General features: G+C 69.0%; 11 protein-coding genes and 1 pseudogene. 7 read left to right on the top strand and 5 right to left on the bottom strand.

All coding sequences use genetic code 11. From position 1 onward, the window contains the following. The first annotated feature begins 157 nt into the window (after positions 1-157). The 4 genes from V1318_RS00365 (at position 158) to V1318_RS00350 (ending at position 4,664) form a co-directional block, all read left to right on the top strand. The gene (locus V1318_RS00365; protein WP_332936753.1) at positions 158-871 is read left to right on the top strand and encodes an alpha/beta fold hydrolase; all 714 of its coding nucleotides are present in this window, start codon (positions 158-160) and stop codon (positions 869-871) included. 86 nt (positions 872-957) lie between these two features. Then, positions 958-1,515: a demethoxyubiquinone hydroxylase family protein gene (locus V1318_RS00360; protein WP_332936751.1), complete on the top strand. Its 558-nt coding sequence runs from the start codon at positions 958-960 to the stop codon at positions 1,513-1,515. A gap of 49 nt (positions 1,516-1,564) precedes the next feature. After that, complete coding sequence (locus V1318_RS00355) at positions 1,565-3,460, top strand: ABC transporter ATP-binding protein (RefSeq protein WP_332936749.1); 1,896 nt, start codon at positions 1,565-1,567, stop codon at positions 3,458-3,460. 13 nt (positions 3,461-3,473) lie between these two features. Next, positions 3,474-4,664 carry a PQQ-dependent sugar dehydrogenase gene (locus V1318_RS00350; protein ID WP_332936748.1) on the top strand — a complete coding sequence of 397 codons (1,191 nt, stop codon included), beginning with the start codon at positions 3,474-3,476 and terminating at the stop codon, positions 4,662-4,664. A 164-nt stretch (positions 4,665-4,828) separates the two neighbouring features. On the opposite strand, the gene V1318_RS00345 is transcribed toward V1318_RS00350, so the two are convergent. Together V1318_RS00345 and V1318_RS00340 are read right to left on the bottom strand one after the other, a co-directional pair. Then, a complete protein-coding gene (locus V1318_RS00345) occupies positions 4,829-4,969 on the bottom strand; it encodes a hypothetical protein (protein WP_332936746.1) in 141 nt (46 codons plus the stop codon). A gap of 724 nt (positions 4,970-5,693) precedes the next feature. Continuing rightward, positions 5,694-7,886: pseudogene (locus V1318_RS00340) on the bottom strand (Tex family protein); the annotation flags it as partial. Positions 7,887-8,079: 193 nt separating this feature from the next. Between V1318_RS00340 and V1318_RS00335 the strand changes: the two are divergent. Together V1318_RS00335 and V1318_RS00330 are read left to right on the top strand one after the other, a co-directional pair. Then, positions 8,080-8,889 carry a ferredoxin--NADP reductase gene (locus V1318_RS00335; RefSeq protein WP_332936744.1) on the top strand — a complete coding sequence of 270 codons (810 nt, stop codon included), beginning with the start codon at positions 8,080-8,082 and terminating at the stop codon, positions 8,887-8,889. Further along, on the top strand, positions 8,886-9,482 hold the full coding sequence (locus V1318_RS00330; protein ID WP_332936742.1) for a TlpA disulfide reductase family protein: 597 nt from the start codon (positions 8,886-8,888) through the stop codon (positions 9,480-9,482). Before V1318_RS00335 ends, V1318_RS00330 begins: the two co-directional genes overlap by 4 nt. 6 nt (positions 9,483-9,488) lie before the next feature. Here the strand turns inward: V1318_RS00330 and V1318_RS00325 are convergent, their stop codons facing one another. Further along, a complete protein-coding gene (locus V1318_RS00325; protein WP_332936740.1) occupies positions 9,489-10,424 on the bottom strand; it encodes a LytTR family DNA-binding domain-containing protein in 936 nt (311 codons plus the stop codon). Between the two features lie 155 nt (positions 10,425-10,579). Here V1318_RS00325 and V1318_RS00320 point away from each other — a divergent pair, with 155 nt between their 5' ends. Beyond that, positions 10,580-11,776: an acyltransferase family protein gene (locus tag V1318_RS00320; RefSeq protein WP_332936739.1), complete on the top strand. Its 1,197-nt coding sequence runs from the start codon at positions 10,580-10,582 to the stop codon at positions 11,774-11,776. A 287-nt stretch (positions 11,777-12,063) separates the two neighbouring features. Here V1318_RS00320 and V1318_RS00315 read toward each other — a convergent pair whose 3' ends face one another. Next, positions 12,064-12,552 (bottom strand): glutathione peroxidase, encoded by a 489-nt coding sequence (locus V1318_RS00315; protein ID WP_332936738.1) that lies wholly within the window; start codon positions 12,550-12,552, stop codon positions 12,064-12,066. Between the two features lie 169 nt (positions 12,553-12,721). Beyond that, entirely contained in the window at positions 12,722-15,010 is a 2,289-nt protein-coding gene (locus V1318_RS00310) for a TonB-dependent receptor (RefSeq protein WP_332936736.1), read from the bottom strand. Positions 15,011-15,350: the final 340 nt, after the last annotated feature.

The following is a 15,350-nucleotide window of genomic DNA, read 5'->3' as shown; positions in this document are numbered from 1 at the left end:
CTTGCCGCCCCAGCCGCACCGCGCCGATGCCGGGGAGCGCGCCGAGCCACACGATCGTGGGCCCTCGCTCCGGCCCCGGAGGCGCCGCTGCTGACAGAAGCTGTCAGCCGCGCCGCCTAGCCTGCGCGCTCTTCCACGCGTGCACAGGAACCAAGCCATGCCCACCCCCACCCTCGTCCTGCTGCACGGCGCCGGCGTCGGCGCCTGGGTCTGGGACGCCGTGATCGAACGCCTGGCGGTGCCGGCGGTCGCGCTGGACATCCCCTGTCGCCAGGCCGATGCGACCCCGTCGCAATGCGCGCGGGCTCTGGTCGCCGAACTCGATGGGCGCGGCATCGACGACGTGGTGATCGTCGCGCATTCGTTGGCCGGCGTGCTGGTGCCGGAACTCGCGGCGCGGCTGGGCGCGCGGCTGCGGCACTGCGTCTACCTGGCGGCGGCGGTACCGCCGCCGGGCGGCGCCTTCGTCGACGCGCTGGGCAGGGTCGAACGCACGCTGCTGCGGCTGTTGTTCCGGCTCCATCGCGACGGCCTCAAACCGGGCGCGGCGATGATCCGCAGGGAGCTGTGCCACGACCTCGACGCCGCGACCGCGGCGCGGGTGGTGTCGCGCTACGCCGCCGAGTTCCCCGGCCTCTACCTCACGCCCGTGCGTGCGCAACCGGCGTTCGCGGCCTCGACCTATCTGCGCCTGCGGCAAGACCGCAGCCTGGCGCCGGCGCGCCAGGACGCGATGATCGCGCGGCTGTCGCAGCCGCAGGTGCATGAGCTCGACACCGGCCACCTGGCCATGCTGTCGGCGCCGGCGCAGCTGGCGCAGCGGCTGACCGCGATCGCGCTGGCCTGCGTTCGGCAGCGCGCGGCCGCTTGATCCGCGGTCGCGCGGGCACGACGGCGTTGGTAGCGACGCCGCCGGCGCGGCTATGCTGCGCCCACGCCCGCCCCGATGCCCACGCGATGACGCACAGCCTCGATCCCGCACTGCCCGCGTCGATCCCGGCGCGGTCGCTGGCCCTGCGCTACCTGCGCGTGGATCACGCCGGCGAATTCGGGGCGATCCAGATCTACCGCGCCCAGATCCTGATCGGGCGCTGGCTGCGCCGTCCTTCCGTCGCGCTGTTGCAGGACTTCCTGAGTCACGAGCGCCGCCACCTGGCCGTCTTCGGCGAGGCGCTGGCGGCGCGCGGCGTACGGCGCTGCCGCAGCTTCCTGCTGTGCGGCGCGGGCGGTTACGCCCTGGGCCTGATCACCGCCCTGCTCGGCGAGCGCGCGGTCATGGCCTGCACGCGCTCGGTCGAAACCGTGGTCAATCGCCATCTGCAGGAGCAGCTCGCGCATCTGGCGCGTTGCGACCCGCAGGCGCATGCGGCGGTGGCCTCGATCGTGCAGGACGAGCTCGAGCACCGCGACGTCGCCGCCGCGCGCGTCGGCCGCGACGATGCGCTGACCCGTCTCGTCGACGCGGTGGTCGCGGCGTCGACCGAAGCGGTGATCTGGCTGGGCATGCGGCTATGAGCCGCGCCGCTTTCACGATCCGCTAGCCCGGCCCAGGCACAATCCGGCCATGCCCTCACCCGCCGACGCCGTCCCGCCCGCTTCCGGCCGCAACGCCGGCCGCTCGTCCGGCAAGCCCAGCCTGCGCGAGCGTTTCGACGCGCTGCGCAATCTGCCGCCGTTCCTGCGCCAGATCTGGCAGACCAGCCCCGCCCTGACCCTGATCACCCTGGGTCTGCGCCTGGTGCGCGCGTTCCTGCCGGTCGCGACCCTGTACGTCGGCAAGCTCATCATCGACGAGGCCGTGCGCCTGGTCGCGGCCGGGGTCGAGTTCGAATCGGTGAACGCGGCGCTGAGCGGCGGCCAGCTGAGCACCTTGCTCGGCCTGCTGGCCTTGGAGTTCGGCCTGGCGATCGGCTCGGACCTGCTCGGCCGCCTGGTCAGCTACGGCGATTCGCTGCTGTCGGAACTGTTCACCAACGCCACCAGCGTGCGCCTGATGGAGCACGCGGCGACGCTGGACCTGGAAGACTTCGAAGACCCCGACCTGCAGGACAAGCTGGACCGCGCGCGCCGCCAGACCATGGGCCGCATGAACCTGATGAGCCAGCTGTTCGGCCAGGTCCAGGACGCGATCACGGTGATCAGCTTCGCGATCGGCCTGCTGGTGTACGCGCCGTGGCTGATCCTGCTGCTGGCGGTGGCGCTGGTCCCGGCCTTCGTCGGCGAGGCGCATTTCAACGCCCTGGGCTATTCGCTCAATTTCGCCTGGACGCCGGAACGCCGCCAGCTCGAATACGTGCGCCAGATGGGCGCCAGCGTCGAGACCGCCAAGGAGGTGAAGATCTTCAACCTCCATCGCTACCTGATCGCCAAGTACCGCGAGCTGGCGGACAAGTTCTTCAAGGCCAACCGCTCGCTGGCGCGGAGGCGCGCGTTCTGGGGCACCTTGCTGGCGGCCCTGGGCACGCTGGGCTACTACGTCGCCTACGCCTATATCGCCTGGCGCACGGTCAAGGGCGATTTCAGCATCGGCGACCTGACCTTCCTGGCCGGCAGCTTCCGGCGCCTGCGCCAATTGCTGGAAGGCCTGCTGGTCGGGTTCTCGCAGGTGGCCGGACAGGCCCTGTACCTCGACGATCTGTTCTCGTTCTTCGAGATCGAACCGGAAATCGTCTCGCCCGCGAATCCGCTGCCGGTGCCGCGGCCGATCGCGCGCGGCTTCGCGTTCGAGAACGTCGGTTTCCGCTATCCCGACGCCGAGCGCTGGGCGCTGCGCGGGCTGAACTTCGAACTGCGCGCGGGCGAGGTGCTGGCCCTGGTCGGCGAGAACGGCGCCGGCAAGACCACCCTGGTCAAGCTGCTGGCGCGCCTGTACGACCCCGACGAGGGCCGCATCCTGCTCGACGGACGCGACCTGCGCGAGTACGACCTGGACGGATTGCGCGCCAACATCGGGGTGATCTTCCAGGATTTCGTGCGCTACCACCTCACCGCCGGCGAGAACATCGGGGTCGGCCAGATCGACGCCATGTACGACCAGGAACGCATCCGCAACGCGGCCCGGCGCGCGCTCGCCGACCAGGTCATCGAATCGCTGCCGCAGGGTTACGACCAGCAGATCGGGCGCCGCTTCAAGACCGGCGTCGACCTTTCCGGCGGGCAATGGCAGAAGATCGCGATCGCGCGCGCCTACATGCGCGACGCCCAGGTCATGATCCTCGACGAGCCGACCGCGGCCCTGGATGCGCGCTCGGAGTTCGAAGTGTTCCAACGCTTCAAGGAACTGTCGGACGACCGCACCGCGGTGCTGATCTCGCACCGCTTCAGCAGCGTGCGCATGGCCGATCGTATCCTGGTGCTGGCCGAGGGCCGACTCGAGGCCAGCGGCACCCACATCGAGCTGCTCGCACAAGGCGGGCGCTACGCCGAACTGTTCGAATTGCAGGCCGCCGGTTACCGCTAAGGAGACTTCCCGCATGGTTCTTCGTTCCCGCAGCATCCCTCTCGCTCTGGTCCTGGCTTGCGCCCTGATCGCCTGCGACAAGAGCCCGGCCCAGAACAGCGCCGCCGCGCGGCCCGCGCCGGCTCAGCAGAAGGGCCAGCAACTGCCCAGCGAACGCGGGCCGATGCAAGTCACCGAAATCGCCCACGGCCTGGAGCATCCCTGGAGCGTGGCGCTGCTGCCCGACGGCGGTTTCCTGGTCACCGAACGCCCGGGGCGCCTGCGCCGGGTCGGCGCCGACGGCGCGATGTCGGCGCCGCTGGCCAACGTCCCGCAAGTCTGGGCCGAGGGCCAGGGCGGCCTGCTCGACGTGGTGCTGGCGCCGGACTTCGCCAGCAGCCGGCGCCTCTACCTCAGCTATGCCGAGCCCGGTCCCGAGGGCAGCGCCGGCACCGCGGTGGCGTTGGCGAAGCTCGGCGAATCGGGCCTGAGCGAGGTCGAGGTGATCTACCGCCAGCAGCCCAAGCTGACCGGGCCGAACCATTTCGGTTCGCGCATCGCCTTCGACGGGCACGGCCACGTCTTCATCACCCAAGGCGAGCGCCAGGAGCGCATGGCCTCGCAGGACCTGAAGATGCTGCAGGGCAAGCTGGTGCGCCTGAACCTGGACGGCAGCGTGCCGACCGACAATCCCTATGCCGACCGCAGCGACGCGCGCGCCGAGATCTGGAGCTACGGCCACCGCAACATGCAGTCGTTGGCGCTGGACCCGCGCAGCGGCAAGCTGTGGGAAGCCGAGCACGGCCCGCGCGGCGGCGACGAGATCAACCTGCCCGAGCCCGGCAAGAACTACGGCTGGCCCATCATCACCAACGGCATCGATTACAGCGGCATGCCGATCGCCGAAGCCGAAGGCAAGAGCAAGCCCGGCATGGAATCGCCGTACCACGTCTGGGAGAAGTCGCCCGGCCTGTCGGGCATGGCCTTCTACACAGGCCGGCCGGAATCGTCGTGGAACGACAGCCTGTTCCTGGGCGCGCTGGCCGACGGCAACCTGATCCGCCTCAGCCTGGACGGCGACCGCATCGCCGGCGAAGAACGCCTGCTGTCGACCCTGGGCCTGCGCATCCGCGACGTGCGGGTGAGCGCGGACGGCAAGGTCTACGTGCTGACCGACGAGAAGGACGGCAAGCTGCTGCGCCTGGATCCGCCGCGCAAACAGTGAGCGCGGACCCGGCGATGAGCTGGCCGCCGGGTGCGCTCGCGCACATCGCCGCGTCGGAGTACTTATCGACGGCAACGCGGCCGCCGGATTCGGCCCGAGAGCGCGCCGGCGCCCCCACCGTCGCGGCGCTGCGTAGCCCCGCGACGATGCGGTTCGCCTAGGGCTCACCACATCCTACGACCGACGTAGCCGTTGCCGTTGCCATTGCGGTTGTTGCGGTTGCGGTTGCGGTTGCGGTTGCGGTTGCCGTTGCCGTTGCCGTTGCCGTTGCCGTTGCCCCGGCATTGGAATCCATAGCCCCGCACCCACGCGAACAACCGTAGACCCGAAGGGCGGCGCGCAGGACGCGCGCCGTTTTTCGAATGGACAGGGACGTCCATTCGAAAAATCCCGGCGCAAGCCAAGCACTCGCAGGAGAGATTTGGTCCCGCTAGCCCTTCTCTTTGGTTACTTTCTCTTGGGCTAGCAAGAGAAAGTGACCCGCACGCGCAGCGGGCGGAAGCCGTTGACCTTCGTGCCAACCATGCAAAGCAAGGGCAACAGCAAATCCTCCCCAACCCGCCCGGCCAGCAGGCATAGCCTGCTGGCGTTCAGCCGCGCACGAACCTACGGTTCGTAAACGCACGGCTTCACCCTTTTCCAAAGGAGGGAGCCAAAGCAAGAGAAAGTGACCCGCACGCGCAGCGGGCGGAAGCCGTTGACCTTCGTGGTACCCCCGCAGAGCAAGGGCAACAGCCAATTCCCCAGCCCGCCCGGCCGCAGGCCGTTCCACCCTAGAGCCAGGTCGAAGGCGCCCGGCCAAGCCGGACGCCTTCGCTACGGTCAGTTCTTCTGCTTGGCGCGCGCGAAAGCGTCAGCCAGGGCCCCGCCCATCGGCGCATTGCCCTTGCCCGCCGGCGCGAACGAACCGCCGCGTGCGACCTGGTCGCGACGCCCGCCGCGGCCGGCATCGCCGCCGCGCCCGCCGCCGCGATCCGCGCCGGGACGGTCGCCGCCGCCCGGCGGACGCGGCGCCGGCACCGCGTCGTCGAGACGCCGGGTGAGCGCGATGCGCTTGCGCGCGATGTCGACTTCCAGCACCCGCACCTTGACCACGTCGCCGGCCTTGACGGCCTCGCGCGGGTCCTTGATGTACTTGTCCGACAGCGCCGAAATGTGGATCAGGCCATCCTGGTGCACGCCGATGTCGACGAAGGCGCCGAACGCGGCGACGTTGCTGATCACGCCCTCCAGGATCATGCCGACCTTGAGGTCCTTGAGGTCCTCGACGCCGTCGGCGAAGCGCGCGGCCTTGAACTCCGGGCGCGGATCGCGGCCGGGTTTTTCCATTTCCTTGAGGATGTCGCGCACCGTCGGCAGGCCGAACTTGTCGTCGGTGTACTGCTCGGCCTTGAGCCCGCGCACGAACTGCGGATCGCCCAGCAGCTGCTTCACCTCGCGGCCGCACTGCTTGACGATGCGTTCGACCACCGGATAGGCCTCCGGGTGCACCGCCGAGGCGTCCAGCGGCTCCTCGCCGTCGACGATGCGCAGGAAGCCGGCGCACTGCTCGAAGGTCTTCTCGCCCAGGCGCGGCACTTTCAACAGGGCCTTGCGCGAGGCGAAGGGGCCGTTCTCGTCGCGGTGGCGCACGATGTTCTCCGCGACCGTGCTGGACAGGCCGGACACGCGCGCAAGCAGCGCCGCGGAGGCGGTGTTGACGTAGACGCCGACCGCGTTCACGCAGTCCTCGACGCGCGCGTCCAGCGCGCGCGCGAGGCGGTACTGGTCGACGTCGTGCTGGTACTGGCCGACGCCGATCGCCTTGGGCTCGATCTTGACCAGCTCGGCCAGCGGATCCTGCAGGCGCCGCGCGATCGAGACCGCGCCGCGCAGGCTCACGTCCAGGCCCGGGAATTCCTTGGCCGCGAATTCCGAGGCCGAGTACACCGAGGCGCCGGCCTCGCTGACCACGATCTTGGTCAGCTTCAAATCGGGCGCGAGCTTGATCAGATCGCCGGCCAGCTTGTCGGTCTCGCGCGAAGCGGTGCCGTTGCCGATCGAGATCAGTTCCACGCCATGCTTGGCGCACAGCGCGCGCAGGGTGTGCAGCGACTGGTCCCACTGCTTGCGCGGCTCGTGCGGGTAGATGGTGTCGGTGGCGACCAGCTTGCCGGTGGCGTCGACCACCGCGACCTTGACGCCGGTGCGCAGGCCCGGGTCCAGGCCGAGCACGGCGCGCGGGCCGGCCGGCGCGGCCAGCAGCAGATCCTTGAGGTTGTCGCCGAACACGTCGATGGCCTCGGCCTCGGCCTTCTCGCGCGCCTGGCCGAACAGGTCCAGCAGCAGGTGCAGGTGCAGCTTGGCGCGCCAGGTCATGCGGCAGGCGTCGAGCAGCCAACGGTCGGCGGCGCGGCCGCGATCGGCGACGCCGGCGTGCAGCGCGACCCGGCCTTCGCCGTAGGCGTGGCCGGCGGCCGGATCGGCGGTGGGCTCCAGGTCCAGGTACAGCACTTCCTCGCGGCGGGCGCGGAACAGCGCCAGCAGGCGATGCGAAGGAATCTTGGCCAGGGCTTCGGCGTGATCGAAATAGTCGCGGTACTTGGCGCCTTCGTTCTCCTTGCCCTCGACCACGCGCGCGCGGATCACGCCGGTCTGGTGCAGCCAGGTGCGCAGTTCGCCGACCAGCGCGGCGTCCTCGCCCCAGCGCTCCATCAGGATCGCGCGCGCGCCCTCGAGCGCGGCCTTGACGTCGGCGACCTGTTTCTCCTCGCTGACGAAAGCGGCGGCGAAGACCTCAGGCTGCAGGCTCGGGTCGGCGAGCAGGCCGTCGGCGAGCGGCTCCAGGCCGGCCTCGCGCGCGATCTGCGCCTTGGTGCGGCGCTTGGGCTTGTACGGCAGGTACAGATCTTCCAGGCGCGCCTTGCTGTCGGCGGCTTCGATATCGGCGCGCAGCGCGTCGGTGAGCTTGCCCTGTTCGGCGATGCTGTCCAGCACCGCGGCGCGGCGGTCCTCCAGCTCGCGCAGGTAGCGCAGCCGGCTTTCCAGATCGCGCAACTGGGTATCGTCCAGGCCGCCGGTGACTTCCTTGCGGTAGCGCGCGATGAACGGCACGGTCGCGCCTTCGTCCAGCAGGGCGATGGCGGAGCGGGCCTGGGCGGGTTGCGCGCCGATCTCGGCGGCGATGGTGCGGGCGATCTGTTCGGCGATCTGCGGTGCGGACTTCGAATTCGTGTCTTGCATGCGTCCAATCGTTCTGGCCCCCGCTGGTTGCGGGCTGAGCCGATTGTCGCAACGCCGGGCGGCAGGGGAAACCCGTTGACAGCGGGCGCGAAGCGGGGTCGCGATCCAGGCCGGCGCCTCGCCTCGGCTTCAGATGAGAGTCAATCTCATCAATCGGCTACAATGCGCTCCCGGCTCCATTCCCCTGCCCCGCATGTCTTCCGCTTTTGGCACCGAGACGGTGCTGGACGTCCGTCACTGGACCGACGACTACTTCAGCTTCACCACCACCCGCGACGACGGATTTCGCTTCGACAACGGCCAGTTCGTGATGATCGGGCTGCAGTTGCCGCAGGCGGACGGTTCGTCCAAGCCCTTGCTGCGCGCGTATTCCATCGCCAGCGCGAACTGGGAGGAGCAGCTGGAGTTCTTCAGCATCAAGGTGCCCAACGGCCCGCTGACCTCGCGCCTGAAGGAAATCCGGCCCGGCGACCCGGTGCTGATCGGGCGCAAGCCCACCGGCACCCTGCTGATCCACGACCTGCATCCGGGCCGCAACCTGTACCTGCTGGGCACCGGCACCGGCTTCGCGCCGTGGCTGTCGGTGATCAAGGACCCGGAGACCTACGAACGCTTCGAGCGCGTGATCCTGTGCCACGGCGTGCGTTGCGCGCAGGACCTGGCCTACCGCGACTACATCGTCAACGAGCTGCCCAAGCACGAGTTCCTGGGCGAGCAGATCGCCGCCAAGCTGCGCTACTACCCGGCGGTGAGTCGCGAGGCCTTCGACTTCGCCGGCCGCGACCAGCGCGGGCGCCTGACCGAGATGATGGCCAGCGGCCGCATGATGGAACAGCTGGGCATCGAGCCGCTGGACGCGCAGCACGACCGCGCCATGATCTGCGGCAGCCCGCAGATGCTGGCCGACTTCCGCGAGCTGCTGGACGGCCGCGGCTTCAGCGCGGCGCCGCGCATCGGCACCCCGGGCCAGTACGTCTACGAGCGCGCGTTCGTAGAGAAATGAGCGCGCGCCCGCCCTCGCCGCTGCCGGCCGCGCGAGGGTGGCTGCCGGCGCTTCTGCTCGCGCTGTCGTGCTGCATCGCGCTGCCGGCCGCGGCCGGCGACGGCGACGGCGACCGCGCGAAAGCCAGCATGCAGGCGCAGGCGCCGAAAGTCGGCGAGCTTCCGCCCGATTGGCTGGGCCTGGACCGCGACGGCCGTTCGATCCGGGTCAGCCAGTACCGCGGCAAGGCCGTGCTGGTGGTGTTCTGGGCCGGCTGGTGCGAGCAGTGCCGGCGCGAGCTGCCGCTGTTGTCGACGCTGCAGACCGCGGTCGGCCGTCGGCGCCTGGAAATCGTCGCGATCAACCACGCCGAATCGCAGCGCGCCTACGACGCCTTCCTGCAGCGCAATCCGACGCTCGATCTCACCTTCATCCGCGATCCGGGCACGGTCGCGCGCTATTACCGCGTGCGTGCGGTGCCCAACGCCTTCCTGATCGGCGGCGATGGCCGGATCGCGCACGTGCAGTCGGGCTACACGCCGGAGAAGGTCGAACGCCTGGTGCGCGAGCTGCACGCCCTGCTGCCGCCGGCGGCGCCGAGCGCGCGCGACTAGCGCGGCTCAGGCCGCGCGGCGTTCCTGCCGCAAGGCGCCGCGGTAACGCCGGCTGCACGGGATCCGGGTGCCGTCGCGCATGGTGATGCGCGCATCGCCGCTTTCCAGCGGCTCGATCTCGCCCACGCAATCCAGGTTGACCATATACGAGCGGTGCACGCGCACGAAGCGCGCCGGGTCGAGCTGGGCCTCGATCGTGGCCATGGTGGTGCGCAGCGGGTAGTCGCGCCCGCGCAGGTGCAGGTTCACGTAGTTGGACGAGGCCTGCAGCCACTCGACCTCGCCGGCCGCAATCAGGAACTCCTTGCCCAGCTTGCGCACCAAGAAACGCTCGGGTCGCTCGGGCGTGGCCGGTTCGGGCAGGTCGTCGGGCGGCGCCAGCAGGCTGGCCTCGCCCTGCCAGCGTCGCATCAGCAGGCGATAGGCCTCGATCCACAGGACCATGTAGGCGTAGGAGCGCACGTCCTTCAGGTACTCGTAGACCAGGGCCATGCTCCAGGAGCCGAAGTCGTAGGACTCGCCCAGGCCGGCGTAGACCAGCTTGCGCAGGCCCACCATCAGGGTCACGTGCAGTACCGACCAGACCACGCTGCCGAGCAGGTGCAGGGCCAGGGCGCGCCGCCAACTGTCGATGTGGAACGGAACGCGGCGGGTGTACCAGACCAGGGCCGGCACCAGGCACAGCGCGACCAGGCAACTGGTCGACTCCCAGATCGCCGGCGCCCAGTCGGGGATGTCCAGCCCGGCCCGATGGATGTCGATGATCGTGGTCAGGGTGCCGCCGACCGCATTGGCCGAGAACAGCAGCACCCAACTGGCGACCTCGGCGGTGCGCCGCCAGGGCTGGTAACGGTCCCAGGCGCTGGGCGGGGCGACCGGCTGGGCCGGCGGGATGGCGGTGTCGGCGTCGGCCGTCCTGGCCGCGGTCGGTTCGTAGTTCATGCCCGCATTCTCGCCTGCGCGGGCGCGTCCGCGGCAACCGGCCGTCCCCGAAGCCCGCGATTCGTCCCTGCCGGCCCACCACCGGTCACCTGGGCGCTGTGCCACAGGCTCGCTGCGGCAAGTCTGTGCGCTCCAACCACTGCCGCGGACCGACCATGCAACGCCGCCACGATATCGACGCCCTGCGCGCGATCGCCTTCGCCCTGTTGATCCTCTACCACTGCGCCATGCTGTACGTGGCCGAATGGGACTGGCATCTGAAAAGCACGCACCTGTCCGAGCCGCTGCAGATCCCGATGCTGTTCATGAACCGCTGGCGCATGGACCTGATCTTCCTGATCTCGGGCCTGTCGGTGCATTTCCTGTTGCGCGGCACCTCGCTGGGACGCTTCGTGGTCCAGCGCAGCTGGCGTCTGTTGCTGCCGCTGACCTTCGGCTGCCTGGTGGTGGTGCCGATCCAGCCCTACGCCCAGGGCGTGGCCAACGGCCTGGTCGAGCCGGGCTTCGTCGACTTCCTGCTGCGTTACTACCAGTTCCAGCCCTGGCCCAAGGAGGCCTTCGACGGCTGGGAGTACGGCTTCACCTGGAACCATCTGTGGTACCTGGTTTATCTGTGGGTCTACACCATCGCCCTGGCCGCTCTGCTGCCCTTGTTCCGCAACGGCCTGGGCCGGCGCCTGCACGCGATGGTGGCCGGGCTGCGCGGCTGGAAGCTGGTGATCCTGCCGGCGCTGCCGCTGGCCGTGGCGACCATGCTGCTGCAGCCGCACTTCGAGGAAACCGGCGACCTGATCCACGACTGGTACCGCCACGCGATCTATTTCAGCGTGTTCCTCTACGGCTATTGGCTGGGCAACGACAGCGGGCTGTGGAACGAGCTGGTGCGGCTGCGCAAGTGGACCCTGGGCCTGGCCCTGGGCTTGTTCGGCTTCTACCTGACTCTGGCGCTGACGTTGCCGGACGACATCCCGGACCTGCTGCAGAACAGCGTCTGGCTGCTGCGCAACCTGTACATCTGGTTCGCGATCTCGGCGATCCTGGGCTGGGGCCATGCCCTGCTCAACCGCCCGTTCCGCTGGCTGCCCTGGGCCAACGAGGCGGTCTATCCCTGGTACGTGCTGCACCAGAGCCTGATCGTGCTGATCGCCTACTGGATCCTGCCGTTGCACCTGGGTCCGGTCAGCGAGCCGGCGATCGTGGTGGCCGGCACGGTGCTGGGCTGCTGGGGGCTGCACGCGATCATCCGGCGGGTGCCGCTGCTGCGGCCCTGCTTCGGGCTCAAGGCCCGTACCCGGCCGCGCACGCGCGCGATCGAGGCGACCGGATTGCAGGCGGCGAACGACGCGGCCTGAGGGGCGCGCCTCCGCAGTGCCTCGCATGGAGAACCTCGGCTTACGCCGCTTCCTGTGGGAGCGGCGTAAGCCGCGATCTCGTCGCCGCGAACCTCCGCGCCGCTCCAAACGAGTGCGCCGCCTGCTCGGCGGCACCTGCGTCGCATCGGAGTTTCGCGATCGCGGCTTACGCCGCTCCCACAGAGAGCCAAGCCGGACTCAGCTGGGCTGGGCTGAGGCGCAGAGGCTGGTGGCGGCGCGGTCGCGGCTCGCGCCGCTCCTACCCAAACCGGTCAGACCAGGCGGGCTCAGGCCGCAGTCAGGGCTTTTTCGATATCCGACGCGATCGACTCGGGCTTGTCGGTCGGTGCGTAGCGCTTGATGACCTTGCCGTCGCGGCCGACTAGGAACTTGCTGAAGTTCCACTTGATCGCGTCGATGCCGAGGAAGCCGCCCTTCTCGTCCTTGAGCCACTTCCACAGCGGATGCGCCTGATCGCCGTTGACGTCGACCTTGGCGTACAGCGGGAAGCTGACGTCGTAGGTCAGCGAGCAGAATTCCTTGATCTCGGCTTCGTTGCCCGGCTCCTGGTGGCCGAACTGATCGCAGGGGAAACCCAGCACTTCGAAGCCCTGCGCCGAATACTTGCGCTGCAACTGCTCCAGGCCGGTGTACTGCGGGGTGAAGCCGCATTGCGAGGCGACGTTGACGATCAGCAGGACCTTGCCGCGGTACTCGTCCAGCGAGCGCGGCTGGCCGTCGATATCGGTGGCGGTGAAGTCGTAGGCGGTGGTCATGGGACGGGCTCCGAGGGGGCTGGACGCACGATAGCGCTTCGCACGGGCGCCAGCCTAGCGGGCCGACGGTCAAGGCCGCGGCAACGTCGCTGCCCTGCCCGCGCCAGGCCACAAAAACGAACGGCCCGCACTGGGCGGGCCGTTCGCGTTGCAACCGAGCGGGCCTGGATCAGAAGCCGGCCTTGAACTCCACGCCCACGATGCGCGGCTCGTTGACGAAACCGGTCAGGTTGTTGAAGTCGATCGCGCCGACCGCCTGCACCTTGTCGAGGATGTTGCGGCCGTACAGCGAGACTTCGTACTTGCCGTCGTCCCAGCCGTAGCCCACGCGCAGGCCGCCTTCGACCAAGGCCTTGCCGCGGAACTCCTTGGCCTCGTAGAGGAAGAAGTTCACTTCGCTGCGATAGGCCCAGTCGGTGTAGACGAAGAATTCGCCGCCGTCGCCGACCGGCAGCGAGTAGCGCGCGGTCAGGTTGTAGACCCACTTCGGGGCCTGCGGCAGCGGGTTGCCGTCGATGAAGGCGACGCCGCCGGCCACCGGATCGGTGACCGTGCACATGCCGCTGCCGCAGGGGGCGACGGCCAGGTTGGCGTCCTTGATCTCGGTGTCGTTGTAGCTGGCGCCGAGGGTGATCATCAGGTGGTCGGTGACGTAGGCGTCGAAGTCCAGCTCGAAGCCCTGGCCCACGGTCTTGTCGGCGTTGAGCAGGATGGTCTGGTTGGCGGCGCCGCCGACGGCATTGAGCTGCTGGTTGTCGACGTTGTAATGGAACACCGCGAAACCCAGGCGTGCGCGCTTGTCCCACAGGTCGGCCTTGACGCCGGCTTCGTAGGAAATGACCTTCTCGGCGTCGGCCACCGACGGCGACGGCGGCACCTGGAACAGCAGGCGGCCCTGGATCGACGGCGCGCGGAAGCCCTTGGCGACGCGGGCGTACAGGTTGACGTCGGGGGTGACCTGGTAGACCGCGCTGGCGTCCCAGCTGACGTCGTCGACGTCGGTGTGGACCGGGAACGGGCCCGACACCGGCGCGCCGAACGGCGCGCTCTGCAGCACGCTGGCGGTGAAGTCCTTCTTGTCCTGGGTGTAGCGCAGGCCGCCGCGCAGGGTCAGCTTGTCGGTGACGGCGTAATCGAGCGAGCTGTAGGCCGCCCAGGCCTTGTTGCGCTGCTTCTGCTGCGCCCAACCGGCCTGCACACCGCCGCCCAGGGTGTCGTAGTTGAAGCTGTCGACGGTGATGTCTTCGTCGAAGTAGAACAGGCCGGCCTGCCAGTTCAGCGGGCCGCTGTAGTTCGACTCCAGGCGGAACTCCTGGGTCCACTGGCGATGGTCGGGCAGACCGTCGGCGGATTCGGCGGTGAACGGAATCACGCCCGGATAGCTGCCGGTCGGCAGGAAAGCCGCGCCCACGCCGCCGTCGATGTCGCCGCGGCTGAGCGAATCGGCCGACTCGTAGCCGGTGATCGAGTACAGGGTCAGGTCGTTGCCGAAATCCCAGCTCAGGCGCGCGCTGGCGCCGAAGGTGTCGAGCTGCTGGAAGTTGCGGCCGTCGATGGCGATCTTGTCGTCGTCGAAACCGGCGACCAGGTCGTTGCTGCCCGGCTTGAAGATGTTGGCGCGGAACAGGCGCGCGGTGCCGTTGAGGTGGCGCGCGTGCAGGTTGAACAGGGCGTGGAAGGTCTCGCTGCCGTCGTATTGCAGCTGCAGGCGCGCGGCCGACTCGTCGTAGCCTTCCAGCTTGGGATTGGTGCGGGCGTTGGGGTTGGTGTTGGTCACCCACTCGTCGCGGCGCTGGTACAGCACCGAGGCGCGCGCCGACCAGTTCGGGCCCAGCGGGCCACTGATCGCGCCTTCGACGTTGGTGGTGCCGTGGCTGCCGTAGGCGATCTGGCCGTAGCCTTCCAGCTCGCGGGTCGGCTTGGCCGATTCGAACTTGACCACGCCGGCCGGGGTGTTGCGGCCGAACAGCGTGCCCTGCGGGCCGCGCAGCAGCTCCACGTTCTCCATGTCGAACACCGGGAAGCCCTTCAGCAGCGGGTTCTCCAGCACGATGTCGTCGTACACCAGCGAGACCGGCTGCGAGGCGTTGAGGTCGAAGTCGGTGTTGCCCAGGCCGCGGATGTAGAAGCGCGGGAAGGCGCGGCCGAACGAGGACTCGATGTTCAGGCTGGGCAGGCGGCCGGACAGGAAGCGGATGTCGCCGCCGCCGGAACCGAGCACGTGCAGCTTCTCGGCGTCGACGGTGGTGAGCGCCATCGGCACGTCCTTGGCGCGCTCGACGCGGCGCTGCGCGGTGACCATCAGCGCATCCAGGGTCTTGGCCTCGGATTCGGCGGCGGGCGCCGTCTCGGCGGCGGCGGCGGGCGCGTCCTGCGCGAAAGCGGCGGCGGAAGTCAGGCTGATCGCGACGGCGATGGCCAGGGCATGGCTGCGGGGAGCACGGACGTGCTGACGCATGGCGGGGGGTTCTCGATGAAAGCGGCCACCCGGAACGGGCGACCTGGGTTCGTAAGAAGCCGGGCAACGCATGCGCCTGGCATGCGGCTCGGCGACGGGACGACTGACGTCGGTCCGACCGTCCCCTGACGGCCGTGGCGCGGACCTGCCCGCGCCGGTGGCGGCTCTCTGTCCGGTGAATGTTACCAAATCATTAAAAGAGTCAGTACTCAAAGGTATGCGGTTTAGGCATATGAAAGTCACATACCGGATGAGTCTTCGCTCTCGATATGTACTTTAATCGATTGAAATATATGGAATTTATAGGGGGTTACTCCAGGCAGGCTGCCACAGCCACGAT

The organism is Lysobacter sp. CCNWLW3, from assembly GCF_036697405.1.
Taxonomy (GTDB): Bacteria; Pseudomonadota; Gammaproteobacteria; order Xanthomonadales; family Xanthomonadaceae; genus Lysobacter.
Note: the sequence above shows the minus strand (reverse complement) of the source record. Positions and strands in the feature narration are given on the sequence as shown.